This window comes from Microbispora amethystogenes (genome assembly GCF_016863015.1).
GTDB lineage: Bacteria > Actinomycetota > Actinomycetes > Streptosporangiales > Streptosporangiaceae > Microbispora > Microbispora amethystogenes.
In genome coordinates this window covers 1-25,520 of sequence record NZ_BOOB01000030.1, presented here as the reverse complement: position 1 = coordinate 25,520, position 25,520 = coordinate 1, and the positions used below count along the sequence as shown (strand labels likewise).

Here is a 25,520-nt window from a genome sequence, read left to right as displayed (position 1 = left end):
TAGGTTTCCAAGCACGGACCGTTTGCGCCGCGACAATCTGACACCCATCTGAGTTTCCGACAATCCGAGACAAGGGGTTGAGCGTTGAGCTTCCGGAGCCCCGGAGCCGGACGGGCGGTGCGCTTGCCCCGACGGCCGCGCCTGCTGATACCCGTACTGATCGCCCTGGTGGCGATCGTCGTATTACTGCTCGTCTTCGCGGGGATCTACACCGACTACCTCTGGTACGACTCGGTGCACTTCTCCTCGGTGTTCTCCACGATGCTGCTCACCCAGGTGCTGCTGTTCGTCGTGGGCGCCGCCCTGATGCTGGTCATCGTGGGCGGCAACATGGTGCTCGCGCACCGTACCCGCCCGATGTTCGGCCCGGGGATGTTCGGCGCGCCGCAGGGCGCCGACCGCTACCGGGTGGCCCTCGACCCGCACCGGCGGCTGGTCTTCCTGGTCGGCATGGGCGTCCTCGCCCTGTTCACCGGGTCGTCCACGGCCGGGCAGTGGAAGACCTGGCTCCTGTTCGCCAACGCCACGCCGTTCGGCCAGAAGGACGACCAGTTCGGGCTCGACCTCTCGTTCTTCATGTTCACGTATCCGTTCCTGCGGATGCTGCTGAACTTCCTGTTCACCGCCGTGATCCTGTCGATCATCGCGGCCACCGCCGTGCACTACCTGTACGGCGGCTTCCGCATCTCCTCGCCCGGAGGGGTGCACGCCACCCGGGCCGCCCGGGTCCACCTGTCGGTGCTGCTCGGCGTGTTCGTCCTGCTCAAGGGCGCGGCCTACTTCCTCGACCGGTACAGCCTGGTCTTCTCCGACCGGGGCAAGGTCTTCGGCGCCTCCTACACCGACGTGCACGCCGTGCTCCCGGCCAAGGGGATCCTCGCCGCCATCTCCATCATCTGCGCGCTGATCTTCTTCGCCGGCGTCATCAGGCCCGGCGGGATGTGGCCGGGGGCGGCGTTCGGACTCCTCGTCCTGTCGGCCGTGCTGATCGGCACCGTCTATCCCTCGCTCGTCGAGCAGTTCCAGGTGCGGCCGAACCAGCAGAGCAAGGAGCAGGCGTACATCCAGCGCAACATCGACGCGACCCGGAAGGCGTACGGCGTCGATACGGCGAAGGTGACGGAATACAGCGCGAAGACCGACACCGACGCCTCCGTGCTGCAGACCGAGGCGTCGGCCATCCCCGGCATGCGCCTGCTCGACCCCAGCCTGCTGTCGCCGACCTTCCAGCAGAAGCAGCAGATCCGCGGCTACTACCAGTTCCCCGAGCAGCTCGACATCGACAGATACTCGGTCGACGGCAAGCTGCGCGACACCGTCGTGGCGGTCCGGGAGATCGGCCTCCCGCCGGAGGGCCAGCGCAACTGGATCAACAGCCACCTCGTCTACACGCACGGCTTCGGGTTCGTCGCCGCGCCGGGCAACAAGGTGGACAGCAGCGGCCTGCCGGTTTTCAGCGAGAAGGACATCCCGCCGGTCGGCGACCTCGGCGACTACGAGCCCCGCGTCTACTTCGGGGAGAACTCGCCCGACTACTCGATCGTCGGCGGCCCCAAGTCGGCCAAGCCGATCGAGCTCGACTATCCCCAGCAGGGACAGCAGGGCGACGACCAGCAGAACAAGACGGGCCAGGTCAACAGCACCTACGAGGGCAAGGGCGGCGTCTCGGTCGGCAACTTCTTCCGCCGCCTCCTCTACGCCGTGAAGTACGGCGAGACCAACCTGCTGCTGAACTCCAACATCAACCCCGAGTCGCGCATCCTCTACAACCGTGAGCCGGTGGACCGCATCCAGCAGGTCGCGCCGTTCCTCACCCTGGACCGCGACCCGTACCCGTCGGTGGTGGACGGCCGCATCGTGTGGATCGTGGACGCGTACACGACCTCCGACTCCTATCCCTACTCCGAGCGCAAGAGCCTGGAGTCGCTGACCACGGACGTCCAGAGCAGCCGGCTCGGCGTGCCGCAGGTGCCCAGGGACGAGGTCAACTACATCCGCAACTCGGTGAAGGCCACCGTGGACGCCTACGACGGCACGGTCACGCTCTACGCCTGGGACGAGAAGGACCCCGTCCTCCAGACCTGGCGGAAGGCCTTCGGCGGCGTCGTCAAGCCGGCCTCGGAGATCAGCCAGGACCTGCGCAACCATCTGCGCTACCCGGCCGACCTGTTCAAGGCCCAGCGGGAGATCCTGACCTCCTACCACGTCACCGACGCCAACGCGTTCTTCGGCGCGCAGGACTTCTGGAAGGTCCCGGAGGACCCGGCGACCCAGAAGAGCAAGCAGCCGCCGTACTACGTGACGATGAAGATGCCGGGCAGCGACACCGAGCGGTTCTCGCTGACGACCACGTTCGTGCCCAACCAGCGGCAGAACATGGCGGCGTTCATGGCGGTCGACGCGACCGCCGCGACGCCGAACCCGCAACTGGAGATCCTGCAGCTACCGAGCACGACCGCGGTGCAGGGACCACCCCAGGCGCAGAACCTGTTCGAGTCGAACCCCACGGTCTCGGAGCGGCTCAACCTGCTGCGCGGCACCGCGGGCGCGACCGACGTGCTGTACGGGAACCTGCTCACGCTGCCGTTCGGCGGCGGCCTGCTCTACGTCGAGCCGGTCTACATCCAGCCGCGTGCGGAGAGCTCGGGCAAGTATCCGACGCTGCGAAAGGTCCTCGTGCTGTTCGGCGAGAAGGTCGGCTTCGGCGACAACCTGAGCGAGGCGTTGCAGCAGGTGTTCGGCGGCACGGTGGCCACGCCGCCGGAGCAGACGCCCGAACAGCAGCCGGAGCAGCAGCCCAACCAGCAGCCGGACCAGGCCAATCAGCAGCCGGCCAACTCCTCGGCGCTCTCGTCCGCGCTCGACCGGGCGGAGCGGGCGTTCGAGGACTCGCAGAAGGCGCTGTCGGGCACCACGCCCGACTGGAAGGCGTACGGCGACGCGCAGAACGCCCTCAAGAAGGCGCTGGACGACCTGGCCAAGCTCAAGGCGGGAACGCCGTCGTCGACGGCGACCCCGGCCCCGAGCGGGAGCGCGACGCCGAGCGCGAGCGCGAGTCCGAGTGGCAGTCCCACGGCCGCCGCTCCCACCCCGGCGCCCAGCGGCTGAGCCCGTCCGGAGCCCCGCGCCCGTCAGGGCGCGGGGCTCCGGTTTGCCTCCTGGGGCGTGGCGGGATAGTCTCGTAGAGCCGACGCGGGGTGGAGCAGCTCGGTAGCTCGCTGGGCTCATAACCCAGAGGTCGCAGGTTCAAATCCTGTCCCCGCTACTCGAAGTCGAAGGCCCGGTGTCCGGAAACGGACACCGGGCCTTCGCGTTGTCAAGAGCACTGCGCGTTGCCAGGAGCACGTGACGTTCTCTAGCGTCGTCGTGTGAGTGGAGTGTTCACGGTCACCGAAGCCGCACCCGAGGACGGGAGCGTGGTCGGTGAAATCCACGCGGAGTCGTGGCAGGCGGTCTACGCGAAGTTCTTCTCCCCGGAGTTCGCCGCCGAGGCGGTCGGGCACCGGCGTGGCAAGTGGCGCGACGTGCTCCTCGAGAAGCGGGACACCGTCATGCTCGGCGCGCTGGACGGCCGGCCGCTCGCCTTCACCTACTTCGGCGCCTCGCCGGCGCGGCCGGGGTACGCCGAGATCTTCGGCTGCTACGCCCATCCGGACGGCTGGGGGACCGGTGTCGCCAACGCGCTGATGGCCGCGACCCTGCGCAGGATCGGCGAGCAGGGCTTCGGGCGGGTCCACCTCTGGACGCTCCGGGACACCCCGCAGTCGCGCCGCTTCTACCAGAAGAGCGGCTTCACCGAATCGGGCGCGGTCCGCGGCCACGACTTCGGCGACGGCAACCCCATCGACCAGATCGAATACGAGTTGATCCTCCCCTGACCCGGACGCCCGGTCCCACTGGAGCCGCGCCGGTCACACGTCCGCACGGCTTTGGAAGTGGCGCTCCGTCGTCGCATGGTGGTCGCCGGGACGGGAAACGATTTGGTGTTCGGTCCGTGGGGTGGGTAACATAGAGACACAACGACGCGGGGTGGAGCAGTTCGGTAGCTCGCTGGGCTCATAACCCAGAGGTCGCAGGTTCAAATCCTGTCCCCGCTACCAAGAGTCAAGGGCCTGGTCTTCTGAATCGGAGATCGGGCCTTTGGTCATTTTCGGGCTCAATCCGCCACGACCATTTGGAAACCTTCCACCACGGTGGAGTCGCACATGATCAGGTTGGATCGCTTGGTCAACGTGCTGGGCGGGTACGGCGTACGGCTGTGCGGGCGGCCCGAGACACGTTCGGCACAGTTGCGAAGCGTGGCGATACCGGACGCGACCGACAGCCGGGTCACCGGTGACGTGCTCGTGGCCGTGGGAGCCGCGTCGGTGACCGAGGCGGTGCGGTGGGCGGTCGCGGCGCAGGCGAAGGTGGTCCTGGTGCGCGCCGGAGCCGAAAGCGAGCACGAGGCCGCCGCGACCGGTGACGACCAGGGCGTGGCCGTGCTGCGGGCCGACCCCGCGGTGCCCTGGAGCCACCTGGTGGGCCTGGTCTACGGCCTGGTGCTGGAAGGGCGGGAGACCGAGTCGGGGCGGGGGCCCACGGACCTCTTCGCGCTGGCCGACAGCCTGGCGGACGTCGTCGGCGGCGCGGTGACCATCGAGGATCGGCTCTCGCGGGTGCTCGCGTACTCCCGCTCCCAGCAGGCGGGCGACCCGGCCCGGCTGGAGACGATCCTGGTGCGGCAGGTTCCGGACCGCCTGCGGGCCCTCTTCCGGTCACGGGGGGTGTTCGCCCGTCTGTCGTCGACGGACGAGCCGATCTTCGTCGAGCCGGACCCGGACCACGGCCTGACCGGGCGGATGGTGGTGGCGGTGCGGGCCGGGCGCGAACTGCTCGGCTCGGTGTGGGTGACGTGCGCCGACCCGCTGACCGGGGCGGCGCACACCGCGCTGGCGAACGGCGCGCGCACGGTGGCGTTGCACCTGCTGCGCTCCCGGGCCAGCGCCGACCTGGAGCGGAAGGTGGAGTCCGACCTGGTCATCCGGCTGCTTGAGGGCACCGCCGACGCCGAGACGGTGGTCAGCCAGCTGGGGCTGGCCCCGCGGGAGATGCGCGTCATCGCGGTCCGCGCGCACACGGCCGAGGACCGGCACGCCATGCTTCTGCTGGCCTTCGACCGGGCCACCGCGGGTTTCGGCTGGTCCAGGCCCGGGCGGAGCGCCCTGCTGGGCGACACGCTCCATACGATCCTGCCGGGCACGCGGGCGTCGGCGGCGCGGGAGTGGGTGGGCGCGCTGCGGGCCGCGCTGCCGTCGCGGGTGCGGATCACGGCCGGGATCGGCGGCGTGGCCCAGGCGGCGGAACTGCCGGCCAGCCGGCAGGAGGCGGAGGAGTGCCTGGCGCTGCACGAGAGAGGCGCACCCCAGGCCGAGCCACCCGCGTACGACGAGTCCTGGGACGACATCCTGCTGCAGCGGTTGCGGGCCGCGGCGCGCGCGGGCCGGACCCCGGCACGCGGGCCGGTGAGTGTGCTGCGACGGCACGACGCCCTTCACGACACCCACTACGTGCCGACGTTGCGGGCATGGCTGGAGGCCCAGGGCGATCTCGCGGTCGCCGCCGAACGGCTCGGCGTACACGCCAACACGGTCCGCAACAGGCTGCGCAGGATGAGCGAGGTGACTCTGCTGAACCTGGACGACCCGCGCAAGCGCCTCGCCATGGTCATCACTCTGGCCGCCGAGGACGAATAAGGGTTGTCTGGAACCCACAAGACGGACGTTGCGATTGTGCGGCCGCTACAACGGTTCGCGGCGCCGTACGGGCCACGCTGGGGGAGGTAGTCGCCTGGTGTGGAGGTGGGGTATGTCCGGCGCCGAGCGCGTCAGCGAGTGGCCGCGATCGGTGATCGTGGTCGGCGCGGGGATCGTGGGTCTGTCGACCGCGTGGTTCCTGCGGGAACGCGGTGTGGAGGTCACCGTGGTCGACCGCCGGGGCGTCGCGGCCGGCGCGTCCTGGGGCAACGCGGGATGGATCGCGCCGGGCCTGGCCATTCCCCTGAACGAGCCCTCGGTCCTGCGCTACGGCCTGCGCTCGCTGCTGAATCCGGCCGCGCCGCTGCGCATCCCGGCGACCGTCGATCCGGGACTGTGGGCGTTCCTGGCCCGCTTCGCCGCCAACTGCCGGTGGCCGTCCTGGACCCGGGCGGTGCGCGCCAACCTGCCGCTCAACGACGAGTGCATCGAGGCGTACGGCGTGCTCGCGGCCAACGGCGTGGCCGCCCCCGTCGAGGACGCGCCGATCACCGCCGGGTTCCGCACGCCGCGCCAAGCCGAGGGCCTGCTCCATGAGCTGCGCAGGATGGCCGAGGCCGGGCAGCCGGTCGACCACACGCCGCTGGACGCCCGGCAGCTGGTCGAGACCGTGCCGCTCGCCTCGGAGGCCCTGACCGCGGGCGTGCGGATCGACGGGCAGCGCTACATCGACCCCGGCCGCTTCGTCCACGCGCTGGGCGAGGCCGTCACGGCCCGGGGCGCCACGGTCGAGAGGCACGAGGTCGCCGACGTGCGCAGCGACGGCAGGAAGGTCGTCGTGGTGGCCCGTGACGGCGCCGTCCTGTCCGCCGACGCGGTGGTGCTGGCCACCGGCGCCTGGCTGTCCAGGCTGGCGGGCCGCTGGGGCGTACGCGTCCCCGTGCGGGCCGGCCGCGGCTACTCCTTCACCGCCCCCGTGGACCACCCCGTCCCTGGCCCGATCTACCTGCCGGACGTACGGGTGGCGTGCACGCCCTACCAGGGCGGCCTGCGGGTGGCGGGGACCATGGAGTTCCGCGACCCCGACGCCCCGGCCGTCGAGGCCCGGCTGCGGGCGATCATCGCCTCCGCCCGCCCGCTGCTGCGCGGGGTGCGCTGGGAGGAGCACACGGACGTCTGGGTCGGTCCCCGGCCGGTCACGCCCGACGGGCGCCCGCTGGTCGGCGCGACGGCCGCCCCGGGGATCTACGTGGCCGGCGGGCACGGCATGTGGGGCCTGGCCCAGGGCCCGGCCACCGGACGGCTCCTCGCCGAGCAGATCACCACCGGCAAGCAGCCGGCCGCTCTGCGGGAGTTCGACCCGCTGCGCAGATAGCAGTTTTTCCGGATTTGTCGTGGGGCGACAACAATCTGGTGATAGATGTCGCACTGTGACATTGAGGCGGCACCCCCCGGTGGTGAAGGCTCCCCGCATGCAGGCCCGCATCACACTGGAGGACGTCGCCGCCCTGGCCCGTGGCTGTGCCGTGCTCGGCACCGGCGGCGGCGGTGACGTGCGCCCCGGCGCCATCGCCGCCCGGCGCGCGATCCGCGAGCACGGCGAGGTGCCGCTTGTGTCCCTGGACGATCTGCCCGCCGACGCGCTCGTGCTGCCGCTGTCGGGCATCGGCGCGCCGACCGTCAGCCACGAGATGATCCACGGCGAGGACGAACCCGTACGGATCGCCGAGGAGATCGAGCGGATCCTCGGCCGCCCGCCGGCCGCGGTGATGTCGTCGGAGATCGGCGGCGGCAACGGGGTCGCGCCGGTCGCCTGGGCGGCCAGGCTCGGCCTGCCGCTGCTCGACGCCGACGCCATGGGCCGGGCCTTCCCCGAGGTCCAGATGGTCTCGATGTACGTGGCGGGCATCCCGGCCAACCTCGTGGTCATGGCCGACGTCGCCGGCAACGTCGTGACGATCCGCCCGATCGACGGACTGTGGTCGGAGCGGATCGCCCGGGCCGTCTGCGTGGCGGCGGGGTCGAGCGCGCTGATGGCCGACTACGTGCTGACCGCCCGCGAGTGCGCGGGAGCGGTGATCGAGGGCACGGTGAGCCGGGCGATCGCGGTCGGCCGGGCGACCGAGGGCGCCGCCGACCCGCTCGCCGCCCTCACCGCCGAGCTGGGCGCCGTACGGCTGCTCACCGGCAAGCTGGCCGATCTGGACCGCCGGACCACCGGCGGCTTCGCCCGCGGCACGGCGACGGTCGAGGGCACCGGCGACGACCGGGGCAGGACGCTGACCCTGGAGATCCAGAACGAGAACCTCGTCGCCCTGGAGGACGGCCGGGTCCGGGCCATGGTGCCCGACCTGATCACGGTGGTCGACACCCAGACGGCGACGGCGGTGCAGACCGAGGCGCTGCGGTACGGCCAGCGGGTCACCGTGCTCGCCTGGCCCTGCGATCCCCTCTGGCGTACGCCGAAGGGCCTGGAGACGGCGGGCCCGCGCGCCTTCGGCTACGACCTCGACTACCTGCCGGTGGAGAAGATCGCATGAGCGAGCGTAGCGAGCGAATCAGTAAACACAGCGGACTGCGCGAATGCGCCTCCGAGCCGCAAGGCGAGGAGGTGGCATGAGTATGAGCCTGCGGGTCGGGATCGACGTGGGCGGCACCAACACCGACGCGGTGGTGCTGGACGACGACGACCGGGTGCTGGCCACGGCCAAGCGGCCCACCAGCCCCGACGTCACCGAGGGCCTGCGCGCGGCGCTCGACGCGGTTCTTGCCGGGCTGCCGGACCCGCGCCTGGTCACCAGGGTGATGCTCGGCACCACCCACGCGACCAACGCGATCCTGGAGCGGCGGGCGCTCGGCCGGGTCGCCGTGCTGCGGCTCGGCGCCCCCGCGACCACGTCGGTGCCGCCGCTCAGCGAGTGGCCCGACGACCTGCGCGACACCGTGGCGGCCGGGACGGCGATCGTCCGGGGCGGCTACTTCGTCGACGGCAGTGAGATCGCGCCGCTGGACGAGGACGCGGTGCGGAAGTTCGTGGCCGGCACGCCCGCCGACGCGATCGCCGTCACCGGCGTGTTCAGCCCGGCGAGCGCCGACCAGGAGAACCGGGTCGCCGAGATCATCCAGGCCGAGATCGGCGACGTGCCGGTGAGCCTCAGCCACGAGATCGGCTCGCTCGGCCTGCTGGAGCGCGAGAACGCGGCCGTGCTCAACGCCGCGTTGTACGGCGTGGCGCGCGACGTCACCGCCGCGTTGCGCGAGGCCCTGGCGTCGAGGGGCCTGGAGGTCGAGACGTACTTCGCGCAGAACGACGGCACGCTGATGGCGGTCGGCTACGCGGCCCGCTACCCGGTGCTCACGATCGGCTCGGGCCCGGCCAACTCGCTGCGCGGCGCGGCGTACCTGTCGGGCGTCGCCGACGCGATCGTCGCCGACGTCGGCGGCACCTCGACCGACCTCGGCGTGCTCGTGGGCGGCTTCCCCCGGGAGTCGGCCGCGGCGGTCGAGATCGGCGGCGTCGCGACGAACTTCCGGATGCCCGACATCCTGTCGATCGCGCTCGGCGGCGGCACGATCGTCGGGGCCGAGCCGCGCTCGGTCGGCTACCGCATCGGCGCCGAGGCCCTCGTCTTCGGCGGCTCCACGCCCACCATGACCGACGCGGCCGTCGCGGCCGGGCGGGGAGTGGTCGGCACCCACCCCGTCCCGGGGGAGTGGAGCGAGAGGCTGGCCCGCGCCGTACGGGCCGCCGACGAGGCCGTCGCGGACGCGGTGGACCGGGTGGCGCTGGGCAGGGCCGACCGGCCGCTCGTGGCGGTCGGCGGCGGCGCGTTCCTGCTGGCCGAGCGGGTGCCGGGGGCGCGCGAGGTGATCCGGCCGGAGCACGCGGAGGTCGCCAACGCCGTGGGCGCGGCCATCGCGCTCGCCAGCGGGCGGATCGAGACGATCGTCCCCGCCGCGGGGGGCGGGAGCGCCAGGGCTAGATTGATCGACAACGCCAAGGAGGAGGCGGCCGCGAGGGCCGTCGCCGCCGGGGCGGACCCCGAATCGGTCCAGATCGTCGAGCTCAGTGAGATCCCCCTCAGCTACCTGCCTGAGCCCGCGGTGCGCCTGCACGTCAAGGCCGCCGGTCCTCTCGCCCGGCCGGCCGGATAGGAAAGGAACCCCTCCTCATGCGCTGGCACAAGCGTCTTCTCGCGGCGGGAGCCGTGGCCGCAGTGACCCTCTCCGCCGCCGCCTGCGCGGGTGGGCAGGTCCGCGGCGCCGCGGACTCCACCGAGCCCGCCCCGTCGGCGGGCGGGGCCGGGAGCGCGGCCGACAGCACGTTCACGTACGTCCCGAACCTCGACGTCGTCACCGACTGGGACCCGGCGAGCTCGTATTCCAACGAGATCATCGCGATGCAGAACATCTACGAGTCGCTGACCCGGTACAACCCGCAGACGAAGAAGGCCGAGCCGCGGCTGGCCTCGTCGTGGACCTCCTCGCCCGACGGCAAGAAGTGGACCTTCACCCTCCGGGAGGGCGCGACCTTCCACACCGGCAAGCCGGTGGACGCCGCCGCCGCGAAGGCGTCGATCGAGCGCACCATCAAGGAGGGCCAGGGCGCGGCCTACATCTGGAGCGCGGTCAAGAAGATCGAGGCCAAGGACGCCACGACGCTGGAGTTCACGCTCAAGTACCCCACCCCGCTCGACCTGGTCGCCTCGGCCGGATACGCGGCGTACGTCTACGACACCACGGCCGCCTCCGGCGACCTCAAGAAGTGGTTCGGCGAAGGCCACGACGCGGGCTCGGGGCCGTACACGGTCGAGAGCTGGCAGAAGGGCAAGGAGACCGAGCTCACGCTCAAGGCGTACGACGGCTACTGGGGCGGCTGGGACGGCGCCCACTACAAGAAGCTCGCCTTCCGGGTCACGCCCGAGCTGACCACCGCCTGGCAGCTGCTGCAGCGCGGCGAGGTGTCGTTCGTGCAGCGGCTCAACTCTCAGCTGTTCGCCCAGGCGGGGAACACGAACACGGTGCAGACCGCGCAGACGCCGTCGTTCCAGAACCTGCTCGTGCTGTTCAACACGGCCGACGGCCCGCTCAAGGACGTGAAGCTGCGCCAGGCCCTGCAGAAGGCGATCGACTACGACGGCCTCGTGGCGGCGCTGAAGGGCGCGGGCGTGGCCGCCAGCGGCCTGGTGCCCGAGGGCCTGCTCGGCTACACGCAGGGCCTGACCCCCAAGCAGGACCTCGCGGGCGCCGAGGCGCTGCTCAAGGAGGCCGGCTACGGCCCCGGCGGCAAGCAGCTGGAGCTGTCGCTGACCTACGCACAGGGCGACAGCGACCAGGAGCTGCTGGTCACGCTGCTCAGCTCGGCGCTCGACAAGCTGAACGTCAAGCTGTCGGCCAAGCCGCTGCAGTGGACCACCCAGTGGGACCAGGGCAAGGCGAAGGACCCGGCCAAGCGGCAGGACGTCTTCGTCATGTACTGGTTCCCCGACTACGCCGACGCCTACTCGTGGTTCGTCAACGTCTTCCACGGTGAGGACGCGCCGCAGTTCAACCTCTCCTACCTGAAGGACGCGGCGGTCGACAAGGAGATCGACGGGCTGCCCGCGCTCACCGCGACCGACCAGCCCGCCGCGGAGAAGGCGTACTCCGGCCTCCAGGAGAAGATCATCAACGAGAAGGCCGCGGTGGCCGTGCCGTACGTGCAGACCTACCAGCGGGCGTTCGCCAAGTCGGTCCAGGGCTACACGGACAACCCGGCCTACCCGAACGTGGTGTTCGCCTACGACCTGAAGCCCGGCGCCTGACCATGCCGGGGTACCTGATCCGCCGGCTCGGCCAGGCCCTCCTGGTCGTGGCCGGCGTGATCGTCCTCACGTTCGCCGTCATGCGCCTGGTCCCTGGCGACCCGGCCGTGGCGTACGCGGGGCCCAAGGCGACGGCGGCCGAGCTCGCCGACGCCCGGCGGCGTTTCGGGCTGGACGACCCGCTGCCGGTGCAGCTGTGGAACTACGTGCGCGACCTGCTGGGCGGCGACTGGGGGACCAGCCTGCACACCCGGCGTCCCGTGCGCGACGACCTCTTCCAGGCGTTCCCCGCCTCACTGGAGCTCGTCGGCGTCGCGCTGGTCGTCGCGCTGGTCGCAGGCATCCCGCTGGGGATCGCCGCCGCCCGCTACAAGGGCCGCCTGCCCGACCTGTCCGTACGGCTGTCGTCGATGCTGGCCGTCTCGGTGCCGGTGTTCTGGCTGGCCCTCGCCCTGCAGACGGTCTTCGCCAGCGGCCTCGGCTGGTTTCCCGTCGCCGGGGAGTACGACGCGTCGCTCGACCGGACCAGCCCGCTGCACCTCTACACCAACATCACCGCCGTGGACGCGCTGATCACCGGCAACTGGCCGATCCTGGCGAGCACGCTGTCGCACCTGGTGCTGCCCGCCCTGGTGATCGCGGCGTACCCGGCGGGGGTGGTCGCCCAGATGACCAGGGCCGCGCTCATCGAGGAGTCGTCGCGCGAGCACGCGCGGCTGGAGCGCGCGCTCGGCTTCGGGGAGACCGCCGTGCTCACCCGGTTCTCCCTGCGCCCGGCGCTGAACCCGGTGCTGGCGCTGATCGCGCTCGTCTTCGCGTACTCGATCGTGAACGGCTTCCTCGTGGAGGCCGTCTTCAACTGGCCGGGCCTCGGGCGGTACGCCGCCGACTCGATCCGCTCGCTCGACACGCCCGCCATCGCGGGGGTGACGCTGCTGGTCGCCGTGCTGTACGTCGTCGCCAACCTCGTCGTGGACCTCCTCCAGGGCGTGGTGGACCCGAGAGTGAGGGCGCGATGACCACTCCCGCCCTGCCCCTCTACCGGCGTACGCCGCTGCGGCGCCTGGCCGGGGTGGACCGGCTCGCGGTGGCGGGCGGTGTGCTGCTCGGGATCGTCGTGCTCGCGGCGCTGCTCGCGCCGTGGATCGCCCCCTATCCGGAGGACGGCGGCTCGGCCACGCATCCCCTGGAGGCGCTGCTGCCGCCGGGCGGTGACCACTGGTTCGGCACCGACCAGGTCGGCCGCGACGTGTTCAGCCGGGTCCTGTTCGGCGCGCGCACCTCGCTGTTCATCGCCGTCGCGGTGCTCGCCGTCAGCGGCGTGGCCGGAGTCGCGCTCGGGGTGGTCGCGGGGTACGCCGGAGGCTGGGCCCGCGACGTGATCATGCGGGTGACCGATGTCTTCCTCGCCTTCCCCGCGCTGCTGCTGTCGCTGGCACTCGCCGTGGTGCTCCAGCCGAGCGTGACCACCGTGATCGTGGCGATCGCGATCACCTGGTGGCCCTGGTACGCCCGGCTAACGGCGTCGGTCGCCGCGTCGGTGTCCACCCGGGGGTTCGTCGACTCCGCGCGCTGCCTCGGCGTGCCCGCGCCGCTCATCGTGCTGCGGCACGTGCTGCCCAACTCGCTCACGCCGGTGCTGGTGCAACTGTCGCTGGACGGCGGCGGGGTCATCCTCACCGCCGCCGCGCTGTCGTACCTCGGCCTCGGCGCCCACGAGCCGACCCCCGAGTGGGGCCTGATGGTCCAGCAGGGCCAGTCGCTCTTCACCACCGACTGGTGGGTGGTGACCTTCCCCGGCCTCGCCATCCTGGTCACCGCGTTCGCCTTCAACGTGCTCGGCGAGGGACTGAGGGCGAGGCTGGCCCGATGACTTTGATCAGCGTCAGGGACCTCGTCGTCCGGATCGGCGACCGGGTCATCGCGTCGGTCCCCGAGCTCGACGTGGCCGCCGGGGAGTGCGTGGCGATCGTCGGCGAGAGCGGGTCGGGCAAGACGACGACCCTGCTCAGCACGCTCGGCCTCCTCCACGGTGCCGACGTCGCCGGGAAGATCCGCGTCGGGGAGACCGACGTGCTCACGGCGAGCCCGGCGCGGCTGCGGGAGATCCGCGGTTCGCGCGCCGCCCTGGTCGTGCAGAGCCCGCAGGCCGCGCTGAACCCCACCATGCGCCTCGGCACGCTGATGCGCCGCGCGCTCGCCCGGCACGGGGTGAAGGGCGCGCGGGCGCGGGAACGGGCCGAGGAGGCCGTCCGCGCGGTGCTGCTCGACCCGGAGATCCTGCGCCGCCATCCCCACCAGGTGTCCGGTGGCCAGGCGCAGCGCTTCGTCATCGCGCTGGCCCTCGCACTCGGCGCGCAGGTCCTGCTGGCCGACGAGCCGACCAGCGCGCTGGACGTCACCGTGCAGGCCGAGGTGGTCGCGGTGCTGCGGCGGCTGCGCGACGAGCGCGGCCTCGCCGTGCTGCTGGTCTCCCACGACCTCGCGCTGGTCTCCACGATCGCCGACCGGGTCGTGGTGATGCGCGACGGCGCGGTGGTCGAGAGCGGCCCCGCCGCCGAGGTGTTCGCCCGCCCGCGCGACCCCTACACCCGCGAACTGATCGCCGCCGTTCCCCGGCTGCCGGAGCCTGCTGGCATGGACGAGGAGGGGTCATGACGTTGCTCGCCGCCGAGGGGGTCACCCTCGCGTACGGCACGACGGCGGTGGTCCACGACGTGAGCCTCAGCGTGGACGAGGGCGGGGTGGGCCTGATCGGGGAGAGCGGCTCGGGCAAGACCACGCTCGCCCGCGCCCTGCTCGGCCTCCTGCGCCCGCGCTCCGGCGTGGTCAGGTACGGCTCCGCCGACCTCGCCGGGCTCGGCCGCGCGGGCCGGGCGGAGTTCCGCCGGGCCGTGCAGCCGGTCTTCCAGGACGGCAGCGAGGCGCTCGACCCCCGCATGACCGCGGGGGCGTCGGTCGCCGAGGCGCTGACCACCCATCACCGCGTGCCCAGGGACGAGCGGCGCGACCGGGTGGCCGCGCTCCTCACCGGCGTCGGGCTCGATCCCGCGCTGGCCGGCCGCAGGCCGCACGAGATGTCCGGCGGCCAGCGGCAGCGGGTGGCCATCGCCCGCGCCCTCGCCGTGGAGCCCCGGCTGCTGGTGCTCGACGAGCCGACGAGCGCGCTCGACGTCACCGTGCAGGCCCGGATCCTCGACCTGCTGGAGGGCCTCGCCGCGGACCGCGGGCTGGGCTATCTGCTCATCACCCACAACCTCGGCGTCGTGGGGCGGCTGTGCCGCACGTCGTCGGTGCTGTTCGCCGGGCGGGTGGTCGAGTCGGGCCCGACCGCCGACCTGCTCACCCGGCCGGCCCACCCGTACACCCGGGCGCTGCGCGACGCGGTGCCGCGCCTCGGCGGCGAGCCGCCGCGTACGGCCGGGCGGACGGAGGCGGCGCCGGCGCCCACCGGCTGCCCGTTCCGGCTGCGCTGCCCCTGGGCGGCGGACCACTGCCGGGACGAGGCGCCGGAGCTTCGTGAGCTGGGAGGACGTAAGGTGGCGTGTCACCGCGCGGAGGAGGTGCTGACCACCCCTGCCTCCTCCATCCCGGCCTCCCCGGCCGCGCGGGTTCCCCGCGACGGAGGTGAGGCACCCGATGCGCCGCGTCAGTGACCTGCTGAGGACCCCGGCGGGCCGGCGGCTGACGCTCGTCGCCGGGCCCTGGGACGCCCGGGAGGTCGACAGCGTCGTCCTCGTCGACGAGATGCGCGAACTCGCCGAGGCGGCCCCCGGAGCGCTCGCGATCCTGTCCCGCCACGCCATGCGGTCGTGCGACGTGCCCGGTGCGCTGCGCCTGGCCGGGGGCCGCGGCCTCGCCGGGATCGTGCTGCCGGGCCCCTCCGGCACGTCCCCGGAGATGGTGGAGGTGGCCCGGCGGGAGAGGGTCGCCCTGCTCGCCGGGGCCTCCGGCCACTCCCTCTCTGACACCGTGCTCGGCCTCAGCGCCGCCGTGCGCGCCGACCCCGGGCTGCTGCTGCGCCGTACGCGGGAGGCGATCGACGGCCTCGGGGCGATGGAGGGCGCGGGTGAGGACGACATCCTGCGCGCGGCCTCCGCCTCGGTCGGGGTCGACTACCGGGCATCGGGTCTGGCCGCGCCGGGGGCGAACGCGACCGTGATCCGGATCGGCGGACGGCCGGACGGCTACGTGTGCTGGGACGGCGAGGACCCCGCGGCGGCGATCGTCGCCCAGGTCGTCGCGACCACGCTCGGCCGGGTGCGGGCGGCCGCCCGCGAGGCGGAGGCGGCCCGCGAGCGCGCGCTGCTGGCCCTGCTCGGCGCCAGGGACGGCGGGGCCGCCGTCCGCCGCGCCCGGCACGCGGGCGTGCCCGTCGAGGGCTGGCACGTGGCCGTGTTCCTGCGCGACCCCGCCGGGGTGGCGGACGTCGTGCTGCGGGAGGCGCGCGCGGCGGCCGGCGCGGCCCTGCCCGGCCTGGTGGGCCTCGGCGAGGCCGCCGACCTGTCCGCGCCGCCGCTGGTCGCCCGGTGGCAGGACGGCGTGCTCGTGGTGCTCACCACCGACGAGCGGACGACCGCCCGCGCGCCCGCCGGAGGGCCGCCGGGCCGCAGCACGGACCCGGGCGCGGGACCGGGTGCGGGACTGGGCATGGGAGTGGGGACCTGCCAGGCGGGGCCCGACGGGCTGCGCCGTACGGCGTCGCAGGCCCGCGCCGCCGCCGCCCGCGCGGAGGCGGGGCAGGCCGTCGCGTTCGACCGGCTGGGCGTGCACGCGCTCCTCGCGGAGCTGGGCGGCAGCGAGAGCGCCCTGATGGCCGCCCGCGACCTGCTCGCGCCGCTGGAGCGTCTCGGCGCCCTCAGCGCCCACGCGGTGCCCACCCTCAAGGCGTACCTGGACTGCTGGGGCTCCCGGACCAGGGCGGCGGAGCTGCTCAGCCTGCACCCCAACGCGGTGGCCCACCGGATCAGGCGCATCGCCGAGACGCTCGACGCCGACCTGTCGGATCCGCAGACCCGCTTCGCGCTCCAGCTCGCCTGCCACGTGGTGCTCGACCACGACTGTCTCCCGGGGACAACAACGTCGATCACGTCGTCGTGAGGACACATCGACGCGGCGTGCGCCTCGTCCTACCGTGCCGGGCATGACCACCGTGATCGGAGTGGACGTCGGCGGCACCTTCACCGACCTCGTCCTGCACGACGCCGCGACCGGCGAGATCAGGGTCGCCAAGCGGCCCACGACGCCGGCGGCGCCGGAGCGCGGGGTGCTCGCCGCGGTCGACGCGGCGGTGCCGCCGGACCTGCTCGCCCGCTGCCGCCACTTCGTGCACGGCACCACCGTCGGCCTGAACGCACTGCTCGAACGGCGCGGCGCGACCGTCGGACTGATCACCACGGCCGGGTTCCGCGACGTGCTGGAGATCCGCCGCGGCGACCGCGACGACCCCTATGACCTGTTCTGGACCCCGCCGCCGCCGCTCGTGCCCCGCCGGCTGCGCCTGGAGGTGACTGAACGGGTCGCCGCCGACGGCTCGGTCGTACGGACCCTGGAGCCGGAGGACGTGCGGCGGGCCGCGGAGGTCTTCGCGGCCGAGGGCGTGGACGCCGTCGCGATCGTGCTGGTGAACTCCTACGCGAACGCCGCGCACGAGACGAGGGTCGCCGAGCTGCTCGCGCGGGCCGGGTTCACCGGGCCGGTCTCGCTGTCGCACGAGGTCTCGGGGGAGTACCGCGAGTACGAGCGCACCTGCACCACGGTCGTGGACGCGTTCGTCCGGCACCGGATGGGCCCCTACCTGCACGACCTCGACCGCGAGCTGCGGGCCAGGGGCTTCGCCGGAGAGCTGCTCGTCACCCGCTCCGGCGGCGGGGCGCTGACGCTGGCCGAGGCCGCGGCCCGGCCGTTCGAGACGATCCTGTCCGGCCCGGTGGCCGGGGCCGCCGCGACCGCCCGCCTCGCCGCCTCCCTCGGCATCGGCACGGCGGTGGCCGCCGACGTCGGCGGCACCAGCTTCGACACCGCGCTCGTCGAGGACGGGCGGCTGCCGCTGCTCTACCAGGGCGAGGTCGTCGGCCTGCCGCTGCAGAGCCCCTGGGTGGACGTGCGGTCCGTGGGCGCGGGCGGCGGGTCCGTGGCGTACGCCGACGCGGGCGGCCTGCTGCGGGTCGGCCCGCGCAGCGCGGGCGCCGACCCCGGGCCGGCCTGCTACGGGCGCGGCGGGACCGAGCCGACGGTCACCGACGCGGCCCTGCGCCTCGGCATGATCCCGCGCGGGCACATCTCGGGCGGCATCGAACTGTCCGAGGACGCGGCGGCCCGCGCGCTCGCGCCGCTGGCGGGCCCGACCGGCATCGACGGCGTGGACGCGGTCGCGGTGGGCGTGATCAGGATCGCCGCCGCGCACATGGCCCAGGCCGTGCGCGGCGTGACCGTGGAGCGGGGCGTGGACCCGCGCGGCGCGGCCGTCGTCGCCTTCGGCGGCGCCGGGCCGGTGTTCGGCTGCCTGCTCGCCGACGAACTCGACGTGGACACCGTCGTCGTGCCGCCCAACGCGGGCAACTTCTCCGCCGTCGGGCTGGTGCAGGCCGACGTCGTCCGCTCGGCCGCCCGCACCCTGGTGCGTCCCCTCGACGACGCGGCGCTGCCGGTGGTCGGACGGCTGGCGGAGACGCTCTTCGAACGGCTCGCGCAGCCGGAGGCCGTCCGGGAGGTCGACCTCGACCTGCGCCACCGGGGGCAGGAACACACGCTGACGATCCCGGTGCGCCTGGCGGACGACGACGTGGCGGCCGTGTCCGCCCGGTTCTCCGAGGCCTACCACCGGGCCTTCGGCCACACCCTGCCCGACCCGCTGGAGGTCGTCACCGTACGGGCGACCAGCCGGATCGTGCTCGACGACGCCCGCCCCCTGGTGCCGGCCCCGCCACCCGCCGAGCAGGAAGCCGGGCGGGGGACGACGCGGCTGTGGTCGTTCCGCCGGGAGGCCTTCGCCGAGGCTCCGGTCGTCCGCCGGGAGGACCTGCGCGGCGTGGCCGAGGGTCCCCTGCTGGTGGTGGAGCCGACCGCGACCACCTACGTGGACGCCGGCTTCGCGGTGGAGGCGCACGAGAGCGGCAGCCTCATGATCACAAGGAAGGAACGGCGATGAGCGTCGTCCGCACCCGCTACGCGGAGGTCCACCCCGGGCTGGGCGACGGCGCCGACCCGGTCACCACCGAGATCATCCGGCAGGGCCTGAACGCCGCCGCCGACCAGATGAAGCAGTCGCTGATCCGCACCGCCTTCTCGCCGATCATCTACGAGGCGCTGGACTTCGCGGTCGCGTTCTACGACGCGGACATGTGCATGCTGGCGCAGGCCCCGACGCTGCCGGCGTTCATGGGCACGCTCGGCTTCTGCGTCCGGGAGGCCGTCGAGGGCGTCGGCGGGCCCGCCGCGCTCAGCCCCGGCGACGTGATCCTCTACAACGACCCGTACGGCACCGGCTCGCACCCCCAGGACGCGGCGATGGTCGTGCCGATCTTCCACGAGGACGTGCTGGCCGGCTACTCGGTGATCAAGGCCCACTGGCTCGACATCGGCGGCAAGGACCCCTACTGCACCGACACGATCGACGTCCACCAGGAGGGCACGATCTTCCCCGGGGTCAAGCTGTACGACGCGGGGCGCCTCGTCAGCGACGTCTACCGGATGATTCTCGCCAACAGCCGGATGCCCGAGATGGTCATCGGGGACATCAACGCGATGGTCGCCGGGGCGCGGACCGGGGCCGAGGCCCTCGGCGCGCTCGTGCGGCGGCACGGCCTCGGCGTCTTCCGCCGGTGCGTGGCCCGGATGTACGCGCACGGCGAGGCACTGGTGCGCGGCTGGTTCGAGCGCCTCCCGGACGGCGTCTACCAGGCGTCCAGCGTGATCGACTCCGACGGCGTCACCGGCACGCCGATCCCGTTCGGCGTCGAGGTCGTCGTGGACGGCTCGTCGGTGACCGTCGACCTGACCGGCTGTCCCGACCAGGTGGGCGGGCCGGTGAACTGCCCGCTGCCCTCGACGGTGGCGGCGGTGCGGATCGCGGTGTCCTTCCTCGCCGGGGCGGGCGAGCAGCCCAACGAGGGCCACTTCCGCCCCCTGGAACTGCTCACCCGGCCCGGCTCGCTGTTCCACCCCGTGCGGCCCGCGCCCTGCTTCATGTACGGCATCCCCTCCGACCACGCCATCGAGCTGATCATCAGGGCGCTCGCCGGGGCCGTGCCGGGATCGGTGCCCGCCGCGAGCGGCGGGGACATCAACGCCCTGGTGTGGTGGGGCAACCGCGAGGCCACCGGAGAGCCCTGGGCGGACGGCGCGCCGCACCCCGTTGGCCAGGGCGCCTCACGGTCGGCCGACGGCGCGAGCGCGCTGATGTACATCTCCGAGTCGGCCACCCGCTTCACCCCGGCCGAGGTCTGGGAGGCGCGCAACCCCTGGCGGATCGAACGGCTGGCACTGGCGGAGGACTCCGGCGGCCCGGGCCGTCACCGCGGCGGGCTCGGGCTCGACCTGTCCTTCCGGATCCTGGAGGACCAGTACCTCACCGCGGGTCTGGCGAGGACGGCGCTCGCGCCCTGGGGCCTGGAGGGCGGCCTGCCGGGCCGGCCGAACCGGCTGACCGTGGAATATCCCGACGGGCGGGCCGAGGAGTTCTCGCTGAAGACGCGGATCTTCCTCCCGAAGGGGGCGGTCGTGCACCTGCGCACCGGCTCGGGCGGCGGGTACGGCCCGCCGGAGGAGCGCGACCCGGAGGCCGTGCGCGCGGACCTGCGGGAGGGATACATCACCCCCGGGCACGCCCGGCGCCACTACCCCCACGCGCTGTGAGAACCGGGGGTCACAGGGCCGTCACAGGGCCTGGAGGCCGCCGATCACCTCGGTGAGGAGCTTCTCGGTCGGGAAACGCGCGACGTTGGCGGGCGGGCGCACCTCCACGAGCCCCTGCTCGTGGAGGTCGCCCACGAGCACCCGTACGACGCCGAGCGGCAGGTCGATGGCCACGGCGATGTCCGCGAGCGACGCCGACCGCGCGCACAGGCTGAGGATCATCCACTGCTCCGGACCGAGACTGACCGGCGTCGGCCCGCCGATCGCGGTCACGATCGCGACGATGTCGATGTCCTTGTTGGACGGCCGGACGCGCCCGCGAGTCAGGGCGTAGGCCGGGACGACGGGTCCCGCGTCCTCGTCCAGCCACTGGTCCTGCATGCGGTCGCTCACCTCGGGTCCTCCTGGCCGGCGTGCTTGTCGTTCTTGGGCCCTCGGTTGAACGAGGCGAGAATGATGTCCTCCGGGGTGACCTCCTCCGTCTGCAGACGGGTGAGGTCGTCGTCCTTCGGATAGACCATGAGCGCGGATGGGATCAGCACGATGGCGGTCGTTCCTCCGTATGGCGAGGGCCGCAGGGTCACGCGGACGTCCCGCCGGGCGGCCAGGCGCGCGACGACGAACAGCCCCATGCGGTCGGTGTCCGCGATGTCGAACTCGGGGGCGTTCGCCAGGCGCTCGTTCAGCTCCGCGAGCCGTTCCTTGGTCAGCCCGAGCCCGCGGTCCTCGATCTCCACGGCGAAGCCGGTACCCACGATCTCGCCGCGTACCGCGACCGGCGTGTGCGGCGGGGAGTAGACCGTGGCGTTCTCGATCAGCTCGGCGATCAGGTGGATGACGTCGGCGACCGCGGACCCGTCGAGCCCGTGCTCCTCCATCGGCAGCACGTTCACCCGGGCGTAGTCCTCGACCTCGGCCGCGGCGCCGCGTACGACGTCGTACATCGGGACGGGCTTGCGCCAGGCGCGGCCCGGGACCGAGCCGGACAGGATGATCAGGCCCTCGGCGTGGCGGCGCATGCGGGTCGTCAGGTGGTCGAGCCGGAACAGCTCCTCCAGCATGTCCGGTTCGGTCGCGTACCGCTGCATGCCGTGGAGCTGGGTGCGCTGCCGGTGCAGCAGCGTCTGGCTGCGCCGGGCGAGGTTGAGGAAGACCTGGCTGACCCCGCGCTGCAGGCGGGCCTGTCCGATCGCGGCCTCCACCGCGGCCTGCTGGACGGTCGAGAACGCCCGCCCCACGTCCTGGATCTCGGCGGTCCCGCCCAGGGTCCGGATCGGCGGCGCCTCCGTCGCCAGGTCGACCTCGTCGCCGCTTCTGAGCTTGGCCAGCACCCGGGGCAGCCGCTGGTTGGCGAGGTCGAGCGCGGCCTGCCGCAGCCCGGCCAGCTCGCGGGCGAGACGGCCGCCGACGTGCATCGAGATGAGGATCGAGGCGACGACCGCGAGGAGGCCGAAGCCACCGGCCAGCACGGCCCGCCGCAGGATCGAGTCGGCGATCGGCGCGGCCCGCCGGGCGAGCAGCGACGCGGCCTCGGTCTGCGCCTTCTGGAACGAGTCGGCGAGGTCGTCGGAGGTCGACTGCCAGACCCGCTGCGTACGCGCCGAGATCCGCGGTGCCTTGATGATCTGCTCTTCCTGGAGCCGCAGCCGCTGGTAGAGGGGCGTGGTGATCAGGTTCACGTGGAGCTGCCGCAGGGTCGTGTCCAGCTCGGGCAGCGCCTGGTCGATGAGGAACCGCCGGTTGCCCACGAGCTGGGTGAACAGCTTGCGCTCCTCGTCGGTGAGCCCGCCCGACGCGGCCGCGGCGAGGGCCTGCTCCCGGGTCAGCAGCTCCTTGGCGTACCCCAGCGAGATCACGACCCGCGACTGCTGGTAGATCGGGATGTCGTTGATCAGGGCGAGGCTGTAGTGCATCCGGTAGATCGCGTCGCTGACGAGGTTGTAGGTCTCGATGGCGTGCAGCCGCTCCGACAGCCCCTCGTCCACCTCGGCGCGGATCTCGTCCACCCGGGCCAGCCCCTGCAGCATCTCGTCCACCTGCGCGCGCATGGCGGGGGTGGTGGCCGAGCGGGACTCCCGCGACAGGGCCAGGGTGCGCACCCGCTCCCGGGCGGCGTTGGTGCGCTGCCGCTGCAGGCCGAGTGCCGTGCGGTCGTTCTGGCTCCGCGAGCCGAGGGAGCGGGCCGTCGCCATCCGCTCCGCCTGCAGTTCGACGATCAGGGAGTCGGCGGGCTGCCGCAGCGTGGACCACAGCGTGTTGTACGTACGCAGGCTCAGGCTCTCCTCGATGGTCACACCGGCGGTGACCGCCCACAGCGTGACCAGCGAGAACAGGGGGACGAGCAGCAGGCCGATGATCCGGGACCTGATCGGCCGGTCACGCCCGCGCGCAGTCATGGCACCTCGCCACGTGAGGGACAAGCCTCACATTGAACACTTTTGCGACAGAGATAGAGGTTAGCAGTGAGATCGCCAGCACGCGGCCCCGGTGATCAATTGCCGGAAATATCATGGCCAAGCGTGATCTTGCAGTAGCTTCGATCATGATAGACACGGAAAGGACCCGCCCGCATGCGCCGTTTTCTCGTCATGGGAGTGATGGCGGTGCTGGCCCTCACGGGGTGCGGCGGGGGTGAGCCCGCCGAGATCTCCGCGGCGGGGCTGTCCTCGGCGAAGGACTCGACCTTCGTCTACCTGCACCATCTCGACATCGTCACCGACTGGGATCCCGCCAGTTCCTACTCCAACGAGATCGTCGCGATGGAGAACATCTACGACTCGCTGACGATCTACAACCCTCGGACGAGGCGGGCCGGCCCGCGCCTGGCCGTGGCCTGGACGTCGTCGGCCGACGGCAAGACCTGGACCTTCACGTTGCGCGAGGGCGTGCTCTTCCACACCGGCCGGCCGGTGGACGCGGCGGCGGTCAAGGCGTCCGTCGAGCGCACCAAGCGGTTGGGCGCCGGAGCGGCCTACATCTGGGACTCCGTCCAGCAGATCGTCGTGCGGGACCCGCTCACCGTCGAGTTCCACCTCAAGTACGCCGCCCCGCTCGACATCATCGCCTCCTCCGGCTACGCCGCGTTCGTCTACGACACCCACGCGGCGGGTTCGGGCGACCTCGCGAAGTGGTTCCAGACCGGCCGCGACGCGGGCTCGGGGCCGTACACGGTGGCGAGCTGGACGAAGGGCAGGGAGAAGGAGCTGGTCCTGCGGGCCTTCGACGGCTACTGGGGCGGCTGGGACGGCCCGCACTACCGGAACGTCGAGTTCCGCGTCACCCCCGATCCCGACCGGGCGTACCGGATGCTGCTGCGGGGCGAGGCGAGCTACGTGCAGCGGCTGAACACCCAGCTGTTCCTGCGGGCCAGGGCGACCGCGGGCGTGCGGACGATCCAGGTGCCGTCGTTCCAGAACCTGCTCGTGCTGTTCAACTCCGCCTCCGGCCCGCTGGCCGACGTACGGCTGCGCAAGGCGGTGCAGAAGGCCATCGACTACGACGGGCTGATCACCCGGATGAGGGGAGCGGCCGCCCCCGCGTCCGGCCTGGTGCCCGAGGGCCTGCTCGGCCACGTGCCCGGCCAGAGATCGCGGCAGGATCTGGCCGGCGCCGCCGAGCTGCTCGCCCAGGCCGGGTACGGCCCCGGCGGCGCGCCGCTGCGCCTCACGCTGACCTACGCCGAGGGCGACGACGACGAGGCGCTGCTCGTACGCCTGCTCACCGACGCGCTCGCCTCGCTGAACGTCCAGGTCGAGGCCAAGGCCATGCAGTGGAACGACCAGTGGAGCCGGGGCAAGGCCACCGATCCCGCGAAACGCCAGGACATCTTCGTCATGTACTGGTATCCCGACTACGCCGACGCCTACTCGTGGTTCCTGAACGTTTTCCACAGCGCCGAGCCGGTGTCCTTCAACCTCACCTACCTGAAGGACAAGAACCTCGACGAGCGGATCGACACCCTGCCGTCACTCGCGACGAGCGACCGCGGGGCGGCGGAGAAGGCGTACGCCGACCTCCAGAAGAGGCTCGTCGAGAAGGAGGCGGTGGTGGCCGTGCCGTGGGTGTCCACCTATCAGCGGGCCTACCTGGGCAACGTCCAGGGATACACCGACAACCCCGCCTACTCCAACGTCGTCTTCGTGCACGACCTCATCCCGGGAGGCTGAACGACGGCCCGCAGGGGTGAGCGGAGGCCGCAGGGGTGAGCGGCGGCCCGGGACGACGGGTGGCTCAGCTCCGGAGCCGGCGGCTGACGCCGCCGCAGCGGGGGCCCCGGGGCGCGCGGGACCGCGGGGGAGCCGGCTCGTCGAGGTGGGCGAGCATGGCCTGCGCGCCCGCGGCGTCCGCCAGGATCCGCGGAGCCTGCTCCCCGTCGGGAAGCTGCCCGTGCCTGGCCAGCTCGTGCTCCAGGAAGGTCAGCGGCGCCAGGTCTCCGACGGCGTCGGCTGCGACGGTGGCGCGAGCGGCGGTGAGGAGCCCGAGATAGTGCGAACGCAGGATCGCCTCGCGCATGCGGAGCTGCTCCAGATCGTCGAGCAGGGCGTGCGCGAGCTCGAGCAGGTCTCCCGGGCGGGCCGGCTCGGCCGCGATGTGGGCACGGATGTCGTCGAACTCCGACCGCATGATGATGGCCACCTCCAGCGGCGGAAGTCCGGGCGGCCGGGTTGGCGCCGAACGGAGACTTCCGCGTCTTGTACGTACCGCGGGGCGATTGCGAGCGGCTTGACGTTTGGTTGAGGGGGGAGGCGACGTCCTTGGGGGGCCGTCACCGCCACCGTCTCCGTCACCGGACGAGGAACGACGCGCGACCCCGGGGCGTTGTCCCGCACGTCGCACCTCCCCGATCCTCCGCGCCTACACCGGCGTGATCGCCGCAGCGCTAAGTAGATGCCTGAGGGCCGGATCTGGTTGTCCGCGCTCGCCTGTGCGTTTCATGAGATCCCGTACGCGCCTGATGTCGTGCCCGCCGACCTGCGGGAATAGGTCGGGCCCCGGGAGCGTTCTTCTCGGGCTGGGTCATGGTGCCCCCGAACCCTGGTAATCTTCTGGAGTCGGCGCGGTCCGGCGCACTCCTCTTCGATCACCTTGGTGGTTGTCTTGGCGTGTGCGGCCGGTTGGTCGGCGC

General features: G+C 72.6%; 18 protein-coding genes and 2 tRNA genes. 17 read left to right on the top strand and 3 right to left on the bottom strand.

The features are described 5' to 3' along the window. The first annotated feature begins 117 nt into the window (after positions 1 to 117). From Mam01_RS20595 to Mam01_RS20520, 16 genes are all read left to right on the top strand, one after another. Positions 118 to 3,108 carry a UPF0182 family membrane protein gene (locus Mam01_RS20595; RefSeq protein ID WP_239101472.1) on the top strand — a complete coding sequence of 997 codons (2,991 nt, stop codon included), beginning with the start codon at positions 118 to 120 and terminating at the stop codon, positions 3,106 to 3,108. 83 nt (positions 3,109 to 3,191) lie between these two features. Then, a tRNA-Met gene (locus Mam01_RS20590) sits at positions 3,192 to 3,265 on the top strand. Positions 3,266 to 3,368: 103 nt separating this feature from the next. Next, positions 3,369 to 3,878, top strand: coding sequence for a GNAT family N-acetyltransferase (locus tag Mam01_RS20585; protein ID WP_239101471.1), 510 nt, complete (start codon positions 3,369 to 3,371; stop codon positions 3,876 to 3,878). A gap of 145 nt (positions 3,879 to 4,023) precedes the next feature. Then, positions 4,024 to 4,100, top strand: a tRNA-Met gene (locus Mam01_RS20580). Between the two features lie 105 nt (positions 4,101 to 4,205). After that, positions 4,206 to 5,735, top strand: coding sequence for a PucR family transcriptional regulator (locus Mam01_RS20575; RefSeq protein ID WP_204286877.1), 1,530 nt, complete (start codon positions 4,206 to 4,208; stop codon positions 5,733 to 5,735). 112 nt (positions 5,736 to 5,847) lie between these two features. Then, positions 5,848 to 7,110, top strand: coding sequence for an NAD(P)/FAD-dependent oxidoreductase (locus Mam01_RS20570; RefSeq protein ID WP_204286876.1), 1,263 nt, complete (start codon positions 5,848 to 5,850; stop codon positions 7,108 to 7,110). A 97-nt stretch (positions 7,111 to 7,207) separates the two neighbouring features. After that, positions 7,208 to 8,275: an S-methyl thiohydantoin desulfurase family protein gene (locus Mam01_RS20565; RefSeq protein WP_239101470.1), complete on the top strand. Its 1,068-nt coding sequence runs from the start codon at positions 7,208 to 7,210 to the stop codon at positions 8,273 to 8,275. A 76-nt stretch (positions 8,276 to 8,351) separates the two neighbouring features. Further along, positions 8,352 to 9,890: a hydantoinase/oxoprolinase N-terminal domain-containing protein gene (locus tag Mam01_RS20560; protein WP_239101469.1), complete on the top strand. Its 1,539-nt coding sequence runs from the start codon at positions 8,352 to 8,354 to the stop codon at positions 9,888 to 9,890. Between the two features lie 17 nt (positions 9,891 to 9,907). Then, the gene (locus Mam01_RS20555) at positions 9,908 to 11,539 is read left to right on the top strand and encodes an ABC transporter substrate-binding protein (RefSeq protein ID WP_204286875.1); all 1,632 of its coding nucleotides are present in this window, start codon (positions 9,908 to 9,910) and stop codon (positions 11,537 to 11,539) included. 2 nt (positions 11,540 to 11,541) lie between these two features. Beyond that, entirely contained in the window at positions 11,542 to 12,558 is a 1,017-nt protein-coding gene (locus tag Mam01_RS20550) for an ABC transporter permease (RefSeq protein ID WP_204286874.1), read from the top strand. Next, the gene (locus tag Mam01_RS20545; RefSeq protein WP_150938071.1) at positions 12,555 to 13,412 is read left to right on the top strand and encodes an ABC transporter permease; all 858 of its coding nucleotides are present in this window, start codon (positions 12,555 to 12,557) and stop codon (positions 13,410 to 13,412) included. Before Mam01_RS20550 ends, Mam01_RS20545 begins: the two co-directional genes overlap by 4 nt. After that, positions 13,409 to 14,197: an ATP-binding cassette domain-containing protein gene (locus Mam01_RS20540; protein ID WP_239101468.1), complete on the top strand. Its 789-nt coding sequence runs from the start codon at positions 13,409 to 13,411 to the stop codon at positions 14,195 to 14,197. The genes Mam01_RS20545 and Mam01_RS20540 overlap by 4 nt, the downstream gene beginning before the upstream one ends. Then, the gene (locus Mam01_RS20535; RefSeq protein ID WP_204286873.1) at positions 14,194 to 15,195 is read left to right on the top strand and encodes an ABC transporter ATP-binding protein; all 1,002 of its coding nucleotides are present in this window, start codon (positions 14,194 to 14,196) and stop codon (positions 15,193 to 15,195) included. Before Mam01_RS20540 ends, Mam01_RS20535 begins: the two co-directional genes overlap by 4 nt. Beyond that, positions 15,179 to 16,639 carry a helix-turn-helix domain-containing protein gene (locus Mam01_RS20530; protein ID WP_204286872.1) on the top strand — a complete coding sequence of 487 codons (1,461 nt, stop codon included), beginning with the start codon at positions 15,179 to 15,181 and terminating at the stop codon, positions 16,637 to 16,639. The genes Mam01_RS20535 and Mam01_RS20530 overlap by 17 nt, the downstream gene beginning before the upstream one ends. 43 nt (positions 16,640 to 16,682) lie before the next feature. Then, positions 16,683 to 18,689 (top strand): hydantoinase/oxoprolinase family protein, encoded by a 2,007-nt coding sequence (locus tag Mam01_RS20525; RefSeq protein WP_204286871.1) that lies wholly within the window; start codon positions 16,683 to 16,685, stop codon positions 18,687 to 18,689. Beyond that, complete coding sequence (locus Mam01_RS20520; RefSeq protein WP_204286870.1) at positions 18,686 to 20,395, top strand: hydantoinase B/oxoprolinase family protein; 1,710 nt, start codon at positions 18,686 to 18,688, stop codon at positions 20,393 to 20,395. The genes Mam01_RS20525 and Mam01_RS20520 overlap by 4 nt, the downstream gene beginning before the upstream one ends. A 21-nt stretch (positions 20,396 to 20,416) precedes the next feature. Here Mam01_RS20520 and Mam01_RS20515 read toward each other — a convergent pair whose 3' ends face one another. Together Mam01_RS20515 and Mam01_RS20510 are read right to left on the bottom strand one after the other, a co-directional pair. After that, positions 20,417 to 20,788 carry a DUF742 domain-containing protein gene (locus Mam01_RS20515; RefSeq protein WP_239101467.1) on the bottom strand — a complete coding sequence of 124 codons (372 nt, stop codon included), beginning with the start codon at positions 20,786 to 20,788 and terminating at the stop codon, positions 20,417 to 20,419. Next, on the bottom strand, positions 20,785 to 22,791 hold the full coding sequence (locus Mam01_RS20510; protein WP_204286869.1) for a sensor histidine kinase: 2,007 nt from the start codon (positions 22,789 to 22,791) through the stop codon (positions 20,785 to 20,787). Before Mam01_RS20510 ends, Mam01_RS20515 begins: the two co-directional genes overlap by 4 nt. Positions 22,792 to 22,965: 174 nt before the next feature. Between Mam01_RS20510 and Mam01_RS20505 the strand changes: the two genes are divergently transcribed. Continuing rightward, positions 22,966 to 24,561, top strand: coding sequence for an ABC transporter substrate-binding protein (locus Mam01_RS20505; RefSeq protein WP_204286868.1), 1,596 nt, complete (start codon positions 22,966 to 22,968; stop codon positions 24,559 to 24,561). A 64-nt stretch (positions 24,562 to 24,625) separates the two neighbouring features. On the opposite strand, the gene Mam01_RS20500 is transcribed toward Mam01_RS20505, so the two are convergent. Next, positions 24,626 to 25,018 carry a hypothetical protein gene (locus Mam01_RS20500; protein ID WP_225312011.1) on the bottom strand — a complete coding sequence of 131 codons (393 nt, stop codon included), beginning with the start codon at positions 25,016 to 25,018 and terminating at the stop codon, positions 24,626 to 24,628. Positions 25,019 to 25,520 lie beyond the last annotated feature (502 nt).